Consider the following 17,311-nt stretch of genomic DNA (forward strand, 5'->3'; position numbering starts at 1 on the left):
TTCACTGTCGCGGGGTGGCGCGGGGGGTGCGCGGAGGGTCTGTGGGGGTGGTGTGGGAGGCGTGCGGCGCGCCGGGGGCAGTCCGGTCCGCCGGGACGGGTGAGCCCGGCTCCTTCGCCGGGGCGGTGGTCCCGTCCGCGCCGAGTACGTCGGTGGCGATCCGGGCGGCGTGCACGGCGGCGGGGAAACCGGCGTACCCGGTCGCGTGGTAGATGACCTCCTCCAGCTCTTCGCGGGTGAGCCCGTTCCGCAGTGCCATCAGTAAGTTGATCCTCAGCTCGTCGCCGGCGCGCAGCGCGATCAGCAGGCCCAGCGTCACCAGGCTGCGCGAGCGCCGGTCGAGTCCTTCCCTCCCCCACAGACGGCCGTACACATTCGTCATCGCAAGTTCCGCGAGGCCCGGGGCGAAAACGCCCTCGGGCACGCTGGCGGACGCTGCCCAGACCGACTCCGGGATCATGTCCCGGGCCTGCTCGATCCCGCGGTCCAGGTCACTTGTCGTCATCGGATTCGCTTTCTTCACAAGGGCCCGGGGCTGCCCGGGGGCGGGCCGCCCCGGACGGAGAGGTGCCGGCTTGAGGGGGTGTCAGTGCCACCGTGCCGGTGCGTTCGTCACGGGCACCGCGCGGGCGCCCGGCAGCGGACCAGTCACCAGCGGCCGGCGGCGAGGGAGGTCCCGCCGTCGACGGCCAGCACCGCGCCCGTGATGAACGCCGAGTCGTCGCTGGCCAGGAACAACGCGGCGTTCGCCACGTCCCAGCTGGTGCCCTGATGCCCCATCGGGATCATCGTGACCCGCTGCGCCACCACGTCCGCGCGGGAGGCCCCGGTCGCCCGGACGATCTGGTCGACGCCCATGGGCGTGTCGACCATGCCCGGAGCGACGCAGTTCACCCGTACACCGTGCGGCGCGTACTCCAGGGCCAGTGAGCGGGTCAGGGACATCACCGCCGTCTTGGCCGTGGCGTAGGCGATCGCCTCACCGGCGGCCAGCAGACCGGCCAGCGAGGAGATGTTGACCAGGGCTCCGCTCCCCTGCTGCCGCAGCATCGGCAGTACGTACTTGCAGGTGAGCCACATGCCGGTGAGGTTGACGTCGAGACCGGTCCGCCACTGCGCCAGGGGCAGCCGTTCCGTGTTCCCGGCCGGCACGAAACCGACGTTGTTGTGCAGCACGTCGACCCGCCCGAAGAGCGCCGTCGCGGCCTGCGGGATGCCCCGGCAGTCGTCCTCGCCGGTGATGTCGGCCCGATGTGCCTCTGCCGTACCGCCCTCGGCCCGCACCAGGTCCACCGTCGCCTGCGCCGCGTCGGCGTCCCGGTCGACCACGAGCACCCGGGCGCCCTCGCGGGCGTAGGTGAGGCAGGCCGCCCGCCCGTTCCCGGTGGTCTCTCCCGTCATCTGGCCACCGCCGACGACGATCGCGACCCGGCCCTCCAACTTGCCCGTCATCGCGTCACCCACAAGGTGTCCGGGTGACCCGCGGGCATGGCTGTACCCATGCATGCGCCCTTTTCCATGATTTCTATTACGTGACGTACCGTAACAGAAATTAGCCATGACCGGCCCCGTCGAACACGAAGCCCTCGTAGCCCGCCTCGACCTGCTCGGCGCAGCGGCGGGTGTACCGGTCGAAGCCGCCGACGTAGACCATGAAGACCCTTGGCTTGCCGGGGATGTTCGCGCCCAGGTACCAGGAGTCGGCCCGCTGGTGCAGGGTGCGCCGGGCGGCGCCGGACACCTCCGCGTGCCAGCGCTCCTCCCACTGGGTCGTCGTGTCGACCCGCCGGTGTCCCGCGCTCTCCATGTGCGCGATGAACCGGGTGATCCAGTCGACCTGCCACTCGCCGCCGGTGATCATCTGCGCCAGCACCCCCGGGCTGCCGGGACCGTGCACCATGAACAGGTTCGGGAATCCGGCCACCAGCATGCCGAGGAACGACGTCGGCCCCCCGGCCCACTTCTCCCGGAGTGCGACACCGTCCACCCCGACCGCGTTCAGGGCGGTGAACGACCCCGTCACCCCGTCGAATCCGGTGGCGAAGACGATCACGTCGAGGTCGTACTCGGCGGCGGCCGTACGCAGGCCCGTCGGGGTGACCCCGGTGAGGGGGTGGGCGCGCACATCGACCAGAGTGACGTTGTCCCGGTTGAACGTCTCGTAGTACCCGGTGTCCATGCAGATGCGCTTCGCGCCCACCGGGTAGGTCTTCGGGCAGAGCAGTTCGGCCACCTCGGGGTCCCTGACGATGCCCCGTATCTTGCCGCGGACGAACTCGGCGACGATCTCGTTGGCCTCGGGGTTCACCATGGTGTCGGTGAACGCCTGGAGGAACAGCAGCCCGTTGCGCGCCGCCCAGGCCCGTTCCAGGATCTCCTGGCGTTCGCGCGGGGTGTGGTCGAGGGCGGAACCGAATCGCTGGACGGTCGGATAAACCGCCGAGGGGTTGTCCCGCATCACCGCCCGGCGCTCGGCGTAGTGCGCCTTCCACTCCCTCTCGTGCGCCGGATCCAGCGCCCGCTGCACCGCGGGCACGCTGAAGGCCGGGGTGCGCTGGAACACATGGAGGTGGGCGGCGCGCTCGGCGGCGACGGGGGCGATCTGGATGCCGGTCGAGCCGGTGCCGATCAGGCCGACCCGTCTGCCGCTGAGATCGACCCCTTCCTTCGGCCATCTCGCGGTGTGGTACCAGGTGCCCCGGAACGAGTCGAGCCCGGGCAGGGCCGGGACGTTGTGCGCGTCCAGGCTGCCGGTCGCGGCGACGACGTAGCGCGCGGTGACCGCTGCTCCCCGTTCGGTCCGCACCTGCCAGCGGTCGTGCTCCCCGTCGAACCGCAGCCCGGTGACCCGAGTCCCGAAACGGATGTGCTCGCGCAGCCCGAACCGGTCGGCCACATGGTTGGCGTACGCCTCCAGGTCCGGCTGCGCGGAGAAGTGCTCCGGCCAGGTCCACTCCTGCTGGAGCCCCTCGTCGAAGGAGTACGAGTACTGCATGCTCTCGATGTCGACCCGTGCGCCGGGATAGCGGTTCCAGAACCAGGTGCCCCCGGCCCCCTCACCCGCCTCGAAGCACACCACCGACAGTCCGAGCCGGCGCAGCCGGTGCAGGGCATAGAGACCGCTGAACCCGGCCCCGACGACCACTGCGTCGAACGCGGTTCCGCCGGTCACCGCGGGCCCGATCCTGCCCCGGAGCGGGCGGCGGCGATGTGCCGGGTGTTGGCGTCCGACCAGGACTTGGTGTCGGTGCACAGAACGTGGTGGCCGGTGTCGCTGATCGTGTCCCAGTGCCCGAGCAGATCCTCGGGGGTGAGGTCGAGACCGGGGTGGACGTATCCCTGGGTCTCCGCGAGGAACAGCCGGGTCACCCGGCGCATGCCACCGATGTACGTCTCGCCGTTCGAGGGGCAGTCCCGGTGGCACAGGACGGCGACGAGCGGCGCCACGAGCGAGGGGTCCCGACCGGGGTCGTCGGGCACCTCGGCCTCGCCGGTGTGGGCGTTCATCATCCTGGTCATGGCCATCGGAGCCACGATGTTGACCTTGATACCGAGGGGTGCGCCGGCCATCGCCAGGGCCCGCCCGAGGCCGATCACCCCCGCCTTGGCCGTGCCGTACGAGGTGTGGGCCGCGGAGCCCAGTGCCGCGCTGGAGGTGGTCATGACGACGCGGCCGTGGCCGGCGGCGGCCAGATGGGGCCAGGCGGCACGGGTGACGTGGAAGCCGCCCTCGATGTGCAGGGTGAGCTGCCGGCGCAGTGCGTCGGGGTCGGTGCCGGGGAACGTGTCGGTCCAGTAGATCCCGGCGTTGTTCACGACGGCGTCCACCCGTCCGAAGGTGTCGATCGCCCGGGCTATCAGGGCCTCGGCTCCGTCGGGTGTGGCGATGTCGGACGTGTCGTCCACGGCGGTGCCGCCCGCCAGGCCGATCCGCTCCGCCTGCCGGGCCGCCGGCGCACGGTCCGCGCCCGCCCCGTCCATGGCGGAGCCGATGTCGTTGACCACGACTCTGGCGCCGCGCGCGGCAAGGAGCGAGGCGTGCGCGGCACCGATTCCGCGGCCGGCGCCCGTGACGATCACGACCTGCTCGTCGAAGCGCAGCACCGTCATTCCTCCCCGCCGGGCTGTCCCGCCGTGACCCCCAGCTGCGCCAGGCCAGCCACCGGGTCGGGTGGGGGGCTGAGTTCGTGCAACTGCCGGGCACGGTTCTCGGTCAGGGGCCGGCAGTACTGTTCGTCGGAGAAGACCCAGAAGTCACCGCGCGCGACCGACTCCAGCATCTGCCGGGCGGCGTCCAGGGCGTCGTGGGCGATGGTCTCGTGGATGTTCTCCAGTGCTGTCAGCATCTGCCCGGCCAGGCCGTCGTCGGCCGGCGTGTCCCGGCGGACGGCGTCGAAGAGACGGCTGCGGACCGGGCCCGGCAGGACCGCGGAGACCTGGATGGGGAACCCGGCCAGGGCCACTTCCTGGTGCAGGCACTCGGTCAGCGCGAGAATGGCCCGCTTGCTCGCGATGTACGGCGCCTGGAAGGGCGAGGTCGTCATGCTCGCGACCGAGGAGACATTGACGATCACCGCCTCGGTGCCCTGTGCGCCGAGGCGTGGCACGAAGGAACGCACGCCGTGGAAGACGCCGTTGACGTTGATCGCCATGATCGTGTTCCAGCGTTCGACGCCGATGTCCCACAGTCCCGCGGAGTCCTCCACCCCGGCGTTGTTGATCAGCAGCTCGACACTGCCGTACCGGTCGAACACCGCGGCGGCCAGGTCGTCCACGGACCGCGCGTCGGTCACATCGACGAACCGGGCGTCCGCGCGGGCGCCGTCGGCGGTCAGGCTGTCGGCCACCGACCGGGCCCGGCCGGTGTCGATGTCGGCCACCACGACCGTCATGCCCAGCGCGGCGAGGTGCCGCGCGAATCCTTCGCCGATGCCGGAGCCCGCCCCGGTTATCACGGCGGTTCCCTTGTCGAATCGTTGAGTTGCGGTCAGCACGGTGTCTCCCGTCGACGGGTGGAGGTGCTTCTTGCCGGCACGCCGTGGGGCTGGTCCGATGCCGGGGCGTCCGTTCACGCGCAGGAGGCCGCCCGGGGGGTCATACGTGGCGCGGTACGGCCGGAAGGCCGAGCCCGGCCTGGTGCGGGGTCAGCAGTTCGTCGGTGTCCAGGTCCGGCAGGACGAGGATCTTGACGTGTTCGGTGACGGCGCCCTGCGGGCGCAGCGCGTCGAACGCCTTTTGCGCACCGGCCAGACCGGTGCAGGCGGTCACCATGAGCGCGGGGTCGTAGCGGCCCTCCCGCAGGTGTTCGTAGGCCCGCCAGACGGCTTCGTAGCGCGGTTCGCCGTGGGCGGGGCCGGAGATGCAGCGGACGGTGAGGTTCTGCATGACCGCCGCGATCGGGCGGAAGGTCTCCGGTTCGGTTCCGCCGCCGACCACGGCGATGACCGAGTGCGGCGGGACGGCGGACAGCAGGCCGGCGAGCACCCCGGTGGCGCCCGACGCCTCCACCAGATGAAGGCGGGCGCCCAGGGGTGCCAGTTCCCGCCACAGCTGGACGGGATCGGTCTCCCGTGGGTCCACGGCCGCGGTGGCACCGTAGGCCAGGGCGATCTCGCGCCGCTTCGCCGAGGGGTCGGAGACCACGATCACGCCCGCCCCACGGGCGGCGAACTCGACGACCGCGCCCAGGCCGACCGGGCCCGCACCGGTCACCAGCGCCGCTCCGCCCTCTTCCAGCCCGGTCCCCCGGGCGCCGTTGACGCCGGTGGCGACCGGTTCCAGGGTGGCCGCGAGCACCGGGTCGACGCCGTCCAGCGGCACATGCATCATGCCCATCACGATGGCTTCGGTGCTCATGCCGCCCGGGTAGTCGTTGTCGAAGCCGAGGCCGTGCAGGGCTCCCTGGTCGTCCAGGACGGCGGGCAGCACGAACAGGGTCTGCCCGACACGGAACTCCTCGACGCCGGGACCCAGTTCGGTGACCTCGGCGGTGAACTCGTGGCCGAGCACCAGCGGGCGCCCGGGGTCGAACCGGTACATCTCCTGCCCGGTCTCCCCGGCGGCGGCGAGGAAGTCCTCGGTGTGCGCCCGTGCCGACAGGTCGGTGCCGCAGATTCCGTTGGCCAGGGGGCGCACCCGCATCTGTCCCGCGGACAGCGGCGGCAGCGGGAAGTCGTCGACGGTGAATCGCCCACGGTGGTAGATCGCGGCACGCATGGTGTTCGCCTTCCGTGTGTGGGCCCGGTACGGCCCCTTCGTTACCCCGGCTCCTCGGCGAGGGCCGGTGCGAGCAGATGACAGACGACATCGGTGACGAGGTCGAGCGGGTCCTCCAGGGCCGGCTTCCAGTCGGCGACGATCAACGCCGAGAAGAACGACTCGATCTGGCCCAGCGCCATCAGCACCCGTTGCCGCGCTTCCGCCGGGGGCACCTTCCGCCAGCGGCGGCGGTCGTCCGCGAGCCTGCTCAGGTAGCGCTCATGTGCTTCGACGGTGCCGCCCGAGGCCAGTGCCGGACCCGCCATGGTGAGCGCCCTGACGCAGTCGGCCTGCTCCCGCCAGCGGGCCTCCACGCCTTCGAGCCAAGTGCGCAGCGCGGAACGGGTCCAGTCCGGCACCGCCGCGAGTTCGGCGTACACCTCGTCGGCCAGCTCGTACTGCCGTTGCGCCAGGGCCACCACCACCTCGGTCTTCCTGGTGAAGTGGGTGTACACGGTGGCCCGGGCCACTCCGGCGGCCTTCGCGAGGTCGTCCATGTTGACCTCCATGGCCGATCGCCGGGAGAACACCTCGACGGCGGCGTCGAGCAGTCGCTCCCGGGTGAGCCTCTTCTGCTCCTCGCGTACGCTCGGGCGTCGTTCGGCACTCATGCGATCAGACCCATTCATCGGTTGCCTCACACCGGTCGGGACGGCAGCGTCAGCGGCAGTGTGTCAGCCGGCCGGCCCTGGGCCCCGGGAGTGATCGGCGTCCGCCGGCGGGCCGGCCGCGGCCGGCAGCAGCCGGCGCAGCGAGTCCGTCACCTCGGTCAGGGCGTGCACCGCGGTCGGGAACAGTCCGGGAGCGGACAGGAAACCGTGCGCGGCGCCCGCGTACGTGGTCTGCCGCACCGGCACTCCGGCCGCCCGGAGCACCTCGGCGTAGGCGGCGCTCTGGTCCCGCAGCGGATCGTGCTCCGCCGCGATGATCACGGCCGGGGGCAGGCCGCGGTGATCGGCCGCGAGCAGCGGCGAGGCCCGTGCGTCCGCCCGGTCGCGGTGGTCCAGGTAGTGCGCGAGGAAGGTCTCGGACTCGGCGGTGGTGAGCATGAGGGAGTGCGCGTGCTCGGTCGCCGACGGGTAGTCGCCGACGAGGTCGACGGCGGGGTAGAGCAGGACCTGGGCCCGCAGCGGCGGACCGTCGCCGCCGGCCGATTCCAGCGCGGCTCCCGCGGCCAGATTGGCTCCCGCGCTGTCCCCGAGGACGGCCGTCCGCCCGGGGTCGGCGCCCCACCGCGGTGCGCCGCGGGCGGCCCAGCGCAGCGCGTCGACGGCGTCGTCGTAGGCGGCGGGGAACCGGTGCTCGGGAGCGAGCCGGTAGTCGACGGAGACCAGGACGGCGTCCAGTCGCGCGGCGAGGGCTCCGTTGAACCAGTCCTTCAGGCCGGGGGCGCCGATGACGAAGCCGCCGCCGTGGAAGTCGACCAGCAGGGGCCTGGGTGCCGTCGTCTCCCGCAGGGGGCGGTAGCGGCGTACCCGCAGCCTTCTGCCGGGCAGGTCCGCCTCGATCCAGTCGACCCGCACCGACCTGGGGGGCCGTCCCGTCAGCAGGGTCGCCGGACCGCGCTCGGGAACCGTGAGCCGGCGCCGCAGCGCGGGGATCTCCTGCGGCGTCCTGCCCTCGATGCGGTACGCGGCCGACCTGCGCTGGGGCGCGGTCAGCAGCCGGGCGCGCAGCGGGATTCTCATGATGTCTCCCGCCGGGCCGGCCGGCCGTCGCCGGACGCGTGGGTCAGATCGTAGGCACGCGGGTCGAAGCGCCGGGTGCGCAGTTGGTATCCCGCGGTCCAGGCGGGCCACATGACCACGTTCTCGCCCTTGCGGTTGAGGTAGTAGCTGCGGCAGCCGCCCACCTCGTAGGTGGTGCGCGCGGACATCTTGCGCACCCGGCGGGTCCACTCCCGCTCGCGGTCCGGGCGCACATGGACCGTCGCGATGTCGTTCCTGGCGAACCGTCGCAGGGCGTCGGCGATGTAGCCGGCCTGGGCCTCGCCGAACATCAGCGCCGAACTGACACCGCTGGTCGCGTTCGGCCCCTGCATCAGGAAGAGGTTGGGGAAGCCCGGTACGGTCACTCCCTTGTAGCCGCGTGGATCGTCGGCCCAGTACCCGGCCAGGGAGACGCCGTGCGCGCCGTGGATGCGCCGGGCGATCGGGCTGGTGATGCCGATGTCGAACCCGGTGTTGAGGATGACGGTGTCGACCTCGGCCTTGCCGCCGTCACCGGCGATCACGGTGGAGCCGCGCACCTCCACCAGTCCCCCGGTGTGCAGGGTCACATTGGGGCTGCCCAGGGCCGGCAGATAATCGTTGGAGATCAGCGGGCGCTTGCACATGTACTCGAAGTCCGGGCGGAGTCTGCGGCGCAGCTCCGGGTCGGGCACCTGCGCGTCCAGGTGCTTGAGACACACCTTCTCGAACTGGGCGCGGATCACCCGGACCCGGCGCCCGGCGGCGACCGCCTCGGTGATGGCGTAGTACAGCAGCCGCTCGGCCGCCATGAGGGCGGGCCTGCGGCGCAGTCGGCGCCGGGTCCGTTCCGGGATCGCGTGGTCCGCCTTGGGCATCACCCAGGCCGCCGTGCGCTGCACGACATGCAGTTCCGCCACGAGTGGCTGGATGAGAGGGACGAACTGGACCGCGGACGCGCCCGTGCCGATCACGGCGACCCGGCGGCCCCGCAGGTCGTGGTCGTGGTCCCAGCGGGCCGAGTGGAAACGCACCCCCGGGAAGTCCGCCAGCCCCGGCACGTCCGGGACGCTCGGGTCCGCCACCGCGCCCGCCGCGCTGATCAGGAAGCGCGCGCGATACACCCCGCGGGAGGTGGTGAGCACCCACATCCCCTCGTCCGGGTCCCACCGCGCGTCCTCGACGGCGTGGCCGAACCGGAGATGGGGAAGCAGCCGGTGCCGCGCCACCACCTCCCGGGTGTACGCGAGGAGCTGATCGCCCTTCGCGAAGAGCCGCGCCCAGTCCGGATAGGGGTCGGTGGACAGCGAGTAGAGCTTCGACGGGGTGTCCACCCCGACCCCGGGATAGGTGTTGTCCCGCCACACACCACCGACTTCGGTATCCCGTTCGAAGATCGCGAAGTCCTGGACTCCTTCACGGAGCAACCGCACACCCATGGCGATGCCGGAGAACCCGGCTCCTATCACAGCCACTCGCATGAACCGCTGGATCTCGCCAACCACAGCGTCTGCTGACATGCCGCCAGCAGACCATACGGTCCGTCGGCTGTCCAGACAAAGTGTCACTGAAACTTTTCCCCTGCGGGGAGCTGGGTCCGGGCGCCGTTCACGCACCCCGGCATGCCCCGCCACCTGCGCGAACGCCGGCGCACGCCACAGCGCTCCACCCGCCGGGAGGGCAGGTGGAGTCGCCCCGCGCACCTGTCCGGGCACGGGGGTACGCACATCCCCCGCGCCCGGTGCGGGCGGGGGATCAGCGCGTCATGGGCGGTCCGTGATCCGACGCAATTCGGCCTTGGCCACGGCCCGCAGATGCACCTCGTCGGGGCCGTCCAGGATGCGCAGGGCGCGGTGCCAGCCGTACATGGCGGCGAGCGGGACATCATCACTGACACCGGCCCCGCCGTACACCTGGATGGCGCGGTCGATGACATCGAGGGCGACCCGGGGCACGGCCACCTTGGCCGCGGACACCTGGACGGCCGCCGCCCGGTCACCGTGCAGATCGATGGTCCTGGCCGCGAGCTGGCACAGCAGCCGGGCCTGGTCGATGGCGATCCGGGACTCGGCGATCCGCTCCCGCACCACGCCCTGGTCGGCCAGCGGCCGGCCGAAGGCGATCCTGGACCGGGCCCGCGCCGTCATCAGGGCGAGCGCGCGCTCCGCGGCGCCGAGGGCCCGCATGCAGTGGTGGATCCGGCCGGGGCCGAGCCGGGCCTGGGCCATGGCGAATCCATCGCCCTCCGCGCCGAGCAGACCGGCCGCCGGTACCCGGACGTCGTCGTACACCACCTCGCCGTGGCCGTGCTGGTCGTGGCGGCCGAAGACCGGCAGGTCCCGGACCACCGTGACACCGGGTGTGCCGGTGGGGACCAGGATCATGGACTGCCGGCGGTGCCGGGCCGCGGCCGGGTCCGTGACTCCCATGACGATCAGCAGCTCGCAGCGGGGGTTGGCCACGCCGGTGGTCCACCATTTGCGGCCGTTGACGACGTACTCGTCCCCGTCCCGTTCGATCCGGGTGCGGATGTTGGTGGCGTCGGAGCTGGCCACGTCCTTCTCGGTCATGGAGAAGGCGGAGCGGATCTCGCCGGCGAGCAGGGGTTGGAGCCACCGCTGTTTCTGTTCGGCGGTCCCGAACAGATGCAGCAGTTCCATGTTGCCGGAGTCGGGGGCCTGTCCGTTGGTGGCCTCGGGCGCGAGGTGCGGGCTCCAGCCGGTGATCTCCGCGAGTCCCGCGTAGTCCAGCCGGCTCAGGCCGGACACGTCCGGCAGGAAGAGGTTCCACAGGCCCCGCTCACGTGCCCGCGCCTTCAGTTCCTCGACCACCGGGGGGACGCTGTGGTCGTCCGGTCCGTGCCGCGCGCGGTACTCCTCGTAGTCTCGCTCGGCGGGCAGGACATGGGTGTGCAGGAAGTCGGCGAGCGTCTCACGCAGGCGCTGGGCGCGGGCGGAGGGGCGCAGGTCGAGGGTGTCGGCGTCCGGCGTGACGGGCAGGGTCCCGCGGGCGGAGAGGTGCTCCACGGCGCCTCAGCTCCGCAGTCCGGCGACCGAGGAGTCCGCGGCGCGCGCGAGCGCCCGGTCGAGCAGCGCGTCCACCACCGCGTCCAGTCCCTCGAACCGCGCCCCGCTGGTGTGGCCCTGGAGGTGCCGGGCGTGAATGCCTTCGAGGATGACCGCGATCTTGAAGTCGGCGAAGACCAGGTACCAGTCGAGATCGGTGATGTCGATGCCCCGGGCGGCACCGTACCGCTCCACCACGTACCACCGGCCGGGGAAGCCGTCCAGGGCGGTGGCGCCGGCCGAGATCGGGTTGGGGAGTTCCCCTGCCTCGTCCCAGAAGGAGCACAGGATCCCGAGGTCGCTGAGGGTGTCGCCGAGGGTGGACATTTCCCAGTCCAGGACGCCCAGGACACGGGCGGGGTCGGCGCGGTCCAGGAGCATGTTGTCGAGCTTGAAGTCGCCGTGGACGATGCCCGGGTGACGGTCCCGCGGCAGGGTCTGGGTGAGCCGCCGCAGCAGGGTGTCGACCTGGGGCCGCGGCCGGGTCCGGGACGCCGTCCACTGGTCGCTCCAGCGCCGGAGCTGGCGTTCGAGGTAACCGTCGGGACGCCCCCAGCCAGCGAGGCCGATCGCGCCGGGGTCCACCTCGTGGAGCCGCACCAGAGTGTCGACCATACGGTCCGCCAGCCGGGCGCGCTGGACGGGGGTGAGCCGGGCGGCGTCGTCCCGGCCGCGCAGGGTGATGCCGTCGAGCCGGTCCATGACATAGAACGGGGCGCCGACGATGCTCTCGTCCAGGCACAGCCCGACCAGCCGCGGCACCGGGACACCGCTGTCGCGCAGGGCCGCCTGCACCCGGAACTCACGCCCCATGTCGTGGGCGCTGGGCAGGACATGACCGAACGGCGGGCGGCGCAGGACCCAGAAACTCCGGCCGTCGGTCACCTCGTACGTCGGATTCGACCGGCCGCCCGCGATCGGCGTGACGGACAGTTCACCGGCACCGCCGTCCACATTTGCGTCGAGCCAGCGGCGCAGCGCGCCAAGCCTGAACTCCACCACGCAACCACACTCCTTTACCAAACGAGCGTTCGGCATCAGCTTAGGCAGTGGCACGCCCAGGGACAATGAGCGTGCACGACCGACCGAACAGTCACTAGGAGACGAAGCGTCGGGCGGGACGATCCGGGCGGGTGCGTCCCGCCGGTCAGGTCGGCTGGACGGCCCGTACGGAGCCCACCGTGCCCAGGGCCAGGGCGGCGTACCGCTCGGCCATCCGTGCGGGGCTCACCCCGCCGTCCGGCCGGTACCACGAGGCGATCGACGAGCCCATCGCGAGGATCGCGCGCACCGCCTCCTGCGGGTAGGGCGTCAGGAACTCGCCCTCGGCCGCGCCCCGTTCGACGATGTCCCGGAACATGCGCTCCTGCTCGTCGCGGAGCGCGACCACCAGCCGCAGGCCCACCTCGTCCAGGCTCCGCAGTTCCGAGGCGCCGATCAGCGCCTCGGCACGACGGCTGGTGTGGAACAGGGCCCAGGCGTGCGTCACCGCTCCGAGCTGGCCGCTCGGATCGGTGCCGGCCCGCATCAGGGCGTTGCGGGTCAAGGAGATCACATCGCTGAGCACCCGGACCATGATGTCCTGGAGGATCCGCTGTTTGGAGGGGAAGTGGTGGTAGATCGAGGCGACGGTGATGCCTGCGTCCCGGGCGATGTCCCGCATGGACGTGCCGTGGTATCCGAGCCGCTGGAAGTTGTCGACCGCGGCGTCGAGGATGGTGTCCTTGACCCCGCCCTGCGCCCTGGTGCGACGGCGTTCCGTCATCCGGACACGTCCTCCCGGTCCTGCAACGGCCGTCATCGCTCGCGCAACTGCCGTCTGAGCACCTTTCCGCTGGTGTTCCTCGGCAGTTCGGCGACGATCTCGACCTCGCGTGGGTACTTGTAGGCCGCCATTCTCTCCCGGCAGAACCCGATCAGCTCCGCGGGGGTCGCCGTCCGGCCGCGCACCAGGGAGACGAACGCCTTCACCGTCTCGCCCCGGTACGCGTGCGGCACACCGACCACCGCCGCCTCGCGTACGGCGGGATGCCGCTGGAGCACGTCCTCGACGTCCCGCGGGAAGATCTTGTAGCCGCCGGCGTTGATCAGGTCCTTCAGCCGGTCCACGACGAACAGCCAGCCGTCCTCGGTCTCCTTGCCGATGTCGCCGGTGTGCAGCCAGCCGTCCTCGACCGCGCGGGCCGACTCCTGCGGCAGCCGCCAGTACCCGGGCACCACCATCGGTCCCGAGACCATGATCTCGCCCGGCTGCCCCGCCGGCAGGGTCCGGCCGTCGACGGGGTCCACGATGCGCACCCCGCAGCCCGGCACGGGGACGCCCACGGCGAGCGCGCCGGAGTCCTCGTCCAGGGGCGGCTCCACACCGGGCGGACCGAGATGGGTGGGTGAGGTGGTCTCGGTCATCCCGTAGACCCCGTGCACGGTCCAGCCGGTGGCGTCCCGCACCTTCGCCACCAGGGCCGGGCTCACCGGGGCGCCGCCGGAGAGTGTCTTGGTCAGCGAGCGCACGTCGTAGCGGTCCAGCTCCGGATGCTCGCTCAGCGCGAGGTAGGCGGTGGCGGCGGCGACGGTGAAGGTGGCACGCCGGCGCTGCACGGCCGACAGCGTGGTCCCGGCGTCGAAGCGGTGCAGCAGGACCACGGGGACACCCGTGACGATGCCCGCCCCGAGTCCCGCGATCGCGCCGGTGATGTGGAACACGGGCGCGAGACACAGGATGACGTCCCGCTCCGGCCGCAGGTCCCACCAGGCGCCGTAGACGGTCGCGCTGTGGACCATGGCCGACTGGAGGTTCATCGCCCCCTTGGCCCGCCCGGTCGTCCCGGAGGTGTAGGTCAGCATCCCCACGTCGCGCGGCCCGGGAGGGGCGACGGCGGGCCGGGACGGGCCGGCGTCGTGACGGGCCACGACGTCCTGCCAGTCGGCGACACCGTCCCAGGTGCCACGCACGGCGGGGACATGGCGGGCCACGGCGTCGGGGAGGCGGGTGCCGGGTGCCAGGTCCAGCGCATGGGTGACGAGCACATGCCGCACCGCCGTGTGCGGCACCACCTCCCGCGCCACCTCGCCGTAGAGGGTGTCCAGGCAGATCAGCGCGACCGCGCCGGAGTCCACGAGCTGGTGGGTCAGCTCCTCGTGACGCAGCATCGGGTTCACCGCGACCGGCACGGCGCCCGCCTTCCACGCGGCCAGCATGGCGGCCGGCCACTGCGGGTCGTTCTGGAGGTACAGCGCCACCCGGTCGCCCGGCCGGACACCGCGCTCCCGCAGCCAGCACGCCAGCGCCTGTGCCGCGTGGTCGAGGACGGCGTAGGTGAGCACGGTGTCGAAGTAGTACACCGCCGGCGCGTCCGGGCGCCGGCGGACCTGCTCGTGCCAGGCGGACAGCATGGTGGGATGGGCCCCGGCCAGATCGGGGCCGACCGGGGGCGGGTAGAGCCTGCGCCAGGGCGCGGTGGATTCCATCGGGTCTCCTTCGACTGGGTCAGAGCACCACGACGCCCTTGCCCGGGACCAGCCCCCGGTCAAGGCGGCCGAGCGCCTCGGGCAGGTCCTCGAACCGGAACCGGGCGCCGATCCGCGGTCGTACCGTGCCGTCGGCCACCATCCGGTCGAGGGACCGGGCCTGCTCCGCCATCAGGCCGGGCGCCCGCTCCAGGAAGGCTCCGAAGGCGACCCCGGTCACCGACACATTGCGCAGCAGCAGCCGGTTCACCCGCACCTCGGGTATCCGGCCCGCGGCGAAACCGACGACGAGCAGCCTGCCCTCCGGGGCGAGCGCCCGAAGGGCCTCGCCGAACAGCCAGTCGCCCAGCGGATCGACGACCGCGTCCACCCCCCGTCCGCCGGTCAGTTCCCGGACCCGGCGCGCGAAGTCGGGACCGAGCACGATCACTTCGGTCGCACCGGCGGCCCGCGCGATCGCCGTCTGGCCCTCGTCGGCGACGCCCGCGACGACCGACGCGCCGAGCCCGAGGGCGACCTGGACCGCCGCGGTGCCGATGCCGCCTCCCGCTCCCATCACGAGCACGGACTCGCCCGGCCGGACCTGCCCCCGACGGACCAGGGCGAAATGGACGGTGTGGTAGTTGACGACCATGGCGGCGGCCGTTGCGAAGTCCATGGCGTCGGGTATCGGCACGATCGAGGTCGGCGGCAGCACCGCCCGCTCGGCGAAACCGCCCTCCCGGACGAACCCGGCGACCCTGTCCCCGGGTGTCCAGACCGAGTCGGCCGGAGCCTGGAGGACCACGCCGGCGACCTCGCAGCCGGGCACGACGGGCAGGTCGGGCCGGTACTGGTACTCCCCCTTGGTCAGGAGCAGGTCGGGGAAGTTCACGCCGATCGCCCGTACTCCCACGAGCACTCCGTCCGGTCCCGGCACCGGTGCCGGGACATCGGCCTGCTCAAGTCCGGCGGGCCCCCGGTACTCCGTCAGCTGGAACACACGCATACGGCGCCCTCCTGGCTCGGCCGACGGGCCGCCCTGGGCCCGCCCCCTGTGCTCGCGGTCGGCTTCCCGATGGTTCCGTGCCGAACAATCGTTAGTCAACATGCGGGCACCAACCGCCGCAGGTGGACTGTGTACCTCAGGAAATTGCCGAACGATTGATTGGGACCGAGGGGTGGCCAAAGACGGGACCCGTGGCTATACACAAAGGGGTTGCGCCCGATGAACCGGTCCCCCGGCGGGCCCCGGCGAGCAGCGGTCAGGGACGACACAGCCGCTCACCGTGGTCCGCACGGCATGTGTGTGTCCTCACCGTGTCGCGGCGGGCCCGTTCCGTCCGGCGCCGTGTCGAGCGGCTCCGCGTCTGCCCTTCGTCTCCCGTCGCTCGCCACTTGGCAGCTGATCGTGGGGGCTCGCGCCCCGAACCGCCAGAAGATCACGTCAAGAGAGGACCGGATCATGACCGATACGGCGCCACACATGTGGCGGCGCACAGCGGCTCTGTTCACCCTGGCCACCGCCCTGCTCCTCGGGGTGGTCAGCCCGGCCGGGGCCGCCGAGGCACCGCAGTCCCTGAACGTCGGGTGGGTCAGCGCCTGGACGGCGAGCCCGCAGCCGGGCGACACCGGCATTCCCGGCTTCCCCCCGGCCGCGCCGCTGCGCAACGAGACACTGCGGCAGGTCGTACGCCCGCACACCAGCGGGACGGCCGTCCGCGTCCGGCTGTCGAACCTCTTCGGAGACCGGCCGCTGACCCTCGGCGGAGCCACCATCGCCCGCCGCACCACGGGGGCGGCCGTGGACACCTCCTCGGTCCGGCAGTTGACCTTCATGGGCCGGCAGTCGGTGACCCTCGCACCGGGTGCCGAGATCACCTCCGACCCGGTACCGCTCGCCCTCACCGCCGAGCGTGACATGGCCGTCGACCTCTTCCTCCCGCAGCCGACGGGCGTGCCGACCCAGCATCTGGAGGCCGCGCAGACCTCCTATGTCTCGACCTCGGGCAATCACACGGGCTCCGCGTCGCTGCCGGTCGGCCGGACGGTGTCGAGCTGGTACTTCCTCACCGACGTCGAGGTCATGAGTCCCGCCAAGTCCGGTCTGGTCACCTTCGGCGACTCGATCACCGACGGCACCGGGTCGACCCCCGACGCCAACCGCCGCTATCCCGACCGGCTGGCCACCGGGCTCGCCGCGCGGCCCTCGACGAGCCATCTCGCCGTCACCAACGCCGGCATAGGCGGCGGCCGGCTGCTGCACGACCGCATCGGGCCACGCGCCCTGGACCGGTTCGACCGGGACGTCCTGTCCAAGCCCGCCACCCGCTACGTACTGGTCCAGATCGGCATCAACGACATCGCCCTGCCGAATCTGCTCGATCCCGGCGAGCATGTCACCGCGGACGAGATCATCGCCGGGTACCAGCAGCTCATCGACCGTGCGCACCAGCGCGGGGTGACCGTGTACGGCGCCACCCTGCTCCCCGTCGGGGGCTCCTTCTACGACATCCCCCTCAACCAGCAGAAGCGGGACGACGTCAACCGCTGGCTCCGGTCGAGCGCCGGCAAGCCCGGAGGCTTCGACAAGGTGGCCGACTTCGACGCCGCGCTGCGCGACCCGGCCGACCCGTCGCGGCTGCTGCCCGCCTACGACAGCGGCGATCACATCCATCCGTCCGACAGCGGCCACGCCGCGATGGCGTCGGTCGCCGAGAGCCTCTTCGTGAGCACCGCCCAGCGGGGCGCCGGTACGGCCGACAGTCCCGTCCTCGTTCCGGCGGGCCGTAGCTGACCACCGGCCGGCATGCCACCGGGGCTGTGCACCGGCGGCGCGTCGTCCACCCCTTC

The 17,311-nt window shown here is 72.0% G+C and carries 15 protein-coding genes; 1 reads left to right on the top strand and 14 read right to left on the bottom strand.

What is annotated here, in order from left to right:
• Window position 1: 1 nt before the first annotated feature.
• The 14 genes from ACFRFC_RS21200 to ACFRFC_RS21265 form a co-directional block, all read right to left on the bottom strand.
• A complete protein-coding gene (locus tag ACFRFC_RS21200; protein ID WP_382678823.1) occupies window positions 2-505 on the bottom strand; it encodes a carboxymuconolactone decarboxylase family protein in 504 nt (167 codons plus the stop codon).
• Window positions 506-648: 143 nt separating this feature from the next.
• A complete protein-coding gene (locus ACFRFC_RS21205; protein ID WP_382678820.1) occupies window positions 649-1,452 on the bottom strand; it encodes an SDR family NAD(P)-dependent oxidoreductase in 804 nt (267 codons plus the stop codon).
• 100 nt (window positions 1,453-1,552) lie between these two features.
• The gene (locus ACFRFC_RS21210) at window positions 1,553-3,172 is read right to left on the bottom strand and encodes a flavin-containing monooxygenase (protein ID WP_382678817.1); all 1,620 of its coding nucleotides are present in this window, start codon (window positions 3,170-3,172) and stop codon (window positions 1,553-1,555) included.
• A complete protein-coding gene (locus ACFRFC_RS21215) occupies window positions 3,169-4,110 on the bottom strand; it encodes an SDR family NAD(P)-dependent oxidoreductase (RefSeq protein WP_382678814.1) in 942 nt (313 codons plus the stop codon). The genes ACFRFC_RS21210 and ACFRFC_RS21215 overlap by 4 nt, the downstream gene beginning before the upstream one ends.
• The gene (locus ACFRFC_RS21220; RefSeq protein WP_382678811.1) at window positions 4,107-4,994 is read right to left on the bottom strand and encodes an SDR family NAD(P)-dependent oxidoreductase; all 888 of its coding nucleotides are present in this window, start codon (window positions 4,992-4,994) and stop codon (window positions 4,107-4,109) included. The genes ACFRFC_RS21215 and ACFRFC_RS21220 overlap by 4 nt, the downstream gene beginning before the upstream one ends.
• A gap of 100 nt (window positions 4,995-5,094) precedes the next feature.
• The gene (locus ACFRFC_RS21225) at window positions 5,095-6,216 is read right to left on the bottom strand and encodes a zinc-binding dehydrogenase (RefSeq protein ID WP_382678808.1); all 1,122 of its coding nucleotides are present in this window, start codon (window positions 6,214-6,216) and stop codon (window positions 5,095-5,097) included.
• Between the two features lie 41 nt (window positions 6,217-6,257).
• Entirely contained in the window at window positions 6,258-6,869 is a 612-nt protein-coding gene (locus ACFRFC_RS21230) for a TetR/AcrR family transcriptional regulator (RefSeq protein WP_382678805.1), read from the bottom strand.
• Window positions 6,870-6,932: 63 nt separating this feature from the next.
• Window positions 6,933-7,946: an alpha/beta hydrolase gene (locus tag ACFRFC_RS21235; protein ID WP_382678801.1), complete on the bottom strand. Its 1,014-nt coding sequence runs from the start codon at window positions 7,944-7,946 to the stop codon at window positions 6,933-6,935.
• Window positions 7,943-9,427: a flavin-containing monooxygenase gene (locus ACFRFC_RS21240; protein ID WP_383112644.1), complete on the bottom strand. Its 1,485-nt coding sequence runs from the start codon at window positions 9,425-9,427 to the stop codon at window positions 7,943-7,945. Before ACFRFC_RS21240 ends, ACFRFC_RS21235 begins: the two co-directional genes overlap by 4 nt.
• Window positions 9,428-9,709: 282 nt before the next feature.
• A complete protein-coding gene (locus ACFRFC_RS21245) occupies window positions 9,710-10,972 on the bottom strand; it encodes an acyl-CoA dehydrogenase family protein (RefSeq protein ID WP_382678795.1) in 1,263 nt (420 codons plus the stop codon).
• A gap of 6 nt (window positions 10,973-10,978) precedes the next feature.
• Window positions 10,979-12,013 (bottom strand): phosphotransferase family protein, encoded by a 1,035-nt coding sequence (locus ACFRFC_RS21250; protein ID WP_383112645.1) that lies wholly within the window; start codon window positions 12,011-12,013, stop codon window positions 10,979-10,981.
• Window positions 12,014-12,158: 145 nt separating this feature from the next.
• On the bottom strand, window positions 12,159-12,776 hold the full coding sequence (locus ACFRFC_RS21255; protein ID WP_382678788.1) for a TetR family transcriptional regulator: 618 nt from the start codon (window positions 12,774-12,776) through the stop codon (window positions 12,159-12,161).
• A 32-nt stretch (window positions 12,777-12,808) separates the two neighbouring features.
• On the bottom strand, window positions 12,809-14,479 hold the full coding sequence (locus ACFRFC_RS21260) for a class I adenylate-forming enzyme family protein (protein ID WP_382678785.1): 1,671 nt from the start codon (window positions 14,477-14,479) through the stop codon (window positions 12,809-12,811).
• Window positions 14,480-14,498: 19 nt separating this feature from the next.
• A complete protein-coding gene (locus ACFRFC_RS21265) occupies window positions 14,499-15,467 on the bottom strand; it encodes an NADPH:quinone oxidoreductase family protein (RefSeq protein ID WP_382678782.1) in 969 nt (322 codons plus the stop codon).
• Between the two features lie 456 nt (window positions 15,468-15,923).
• Between ACFRFC_RS21265 and ACFRFC_RS21270 the strand changes: the two genes are divergently transcribed.
• Window positions 15,924-17,255, top strand: a complete 1,332-nt coding sequence (locus tag ACFRFC_RS21270; protein WP_382678779.1) for an SGNH/GDSL hydrolase family protein — start codon at window positions 15,924-15,926, stop codon at window positions 17,253-17,255.
• Window positions 17,256-17,311 lie beyond the last annotated feature (56 nt).

The organism is Streptomyces sp. NPDC056734 (assembly GCF_042790455.1).
Classification (GTDB): domain Bacteria; phylum Actinomycetota; class Actinomycetes; order Streptomycetales; family Streptomycetaceae; genus Streptomyces.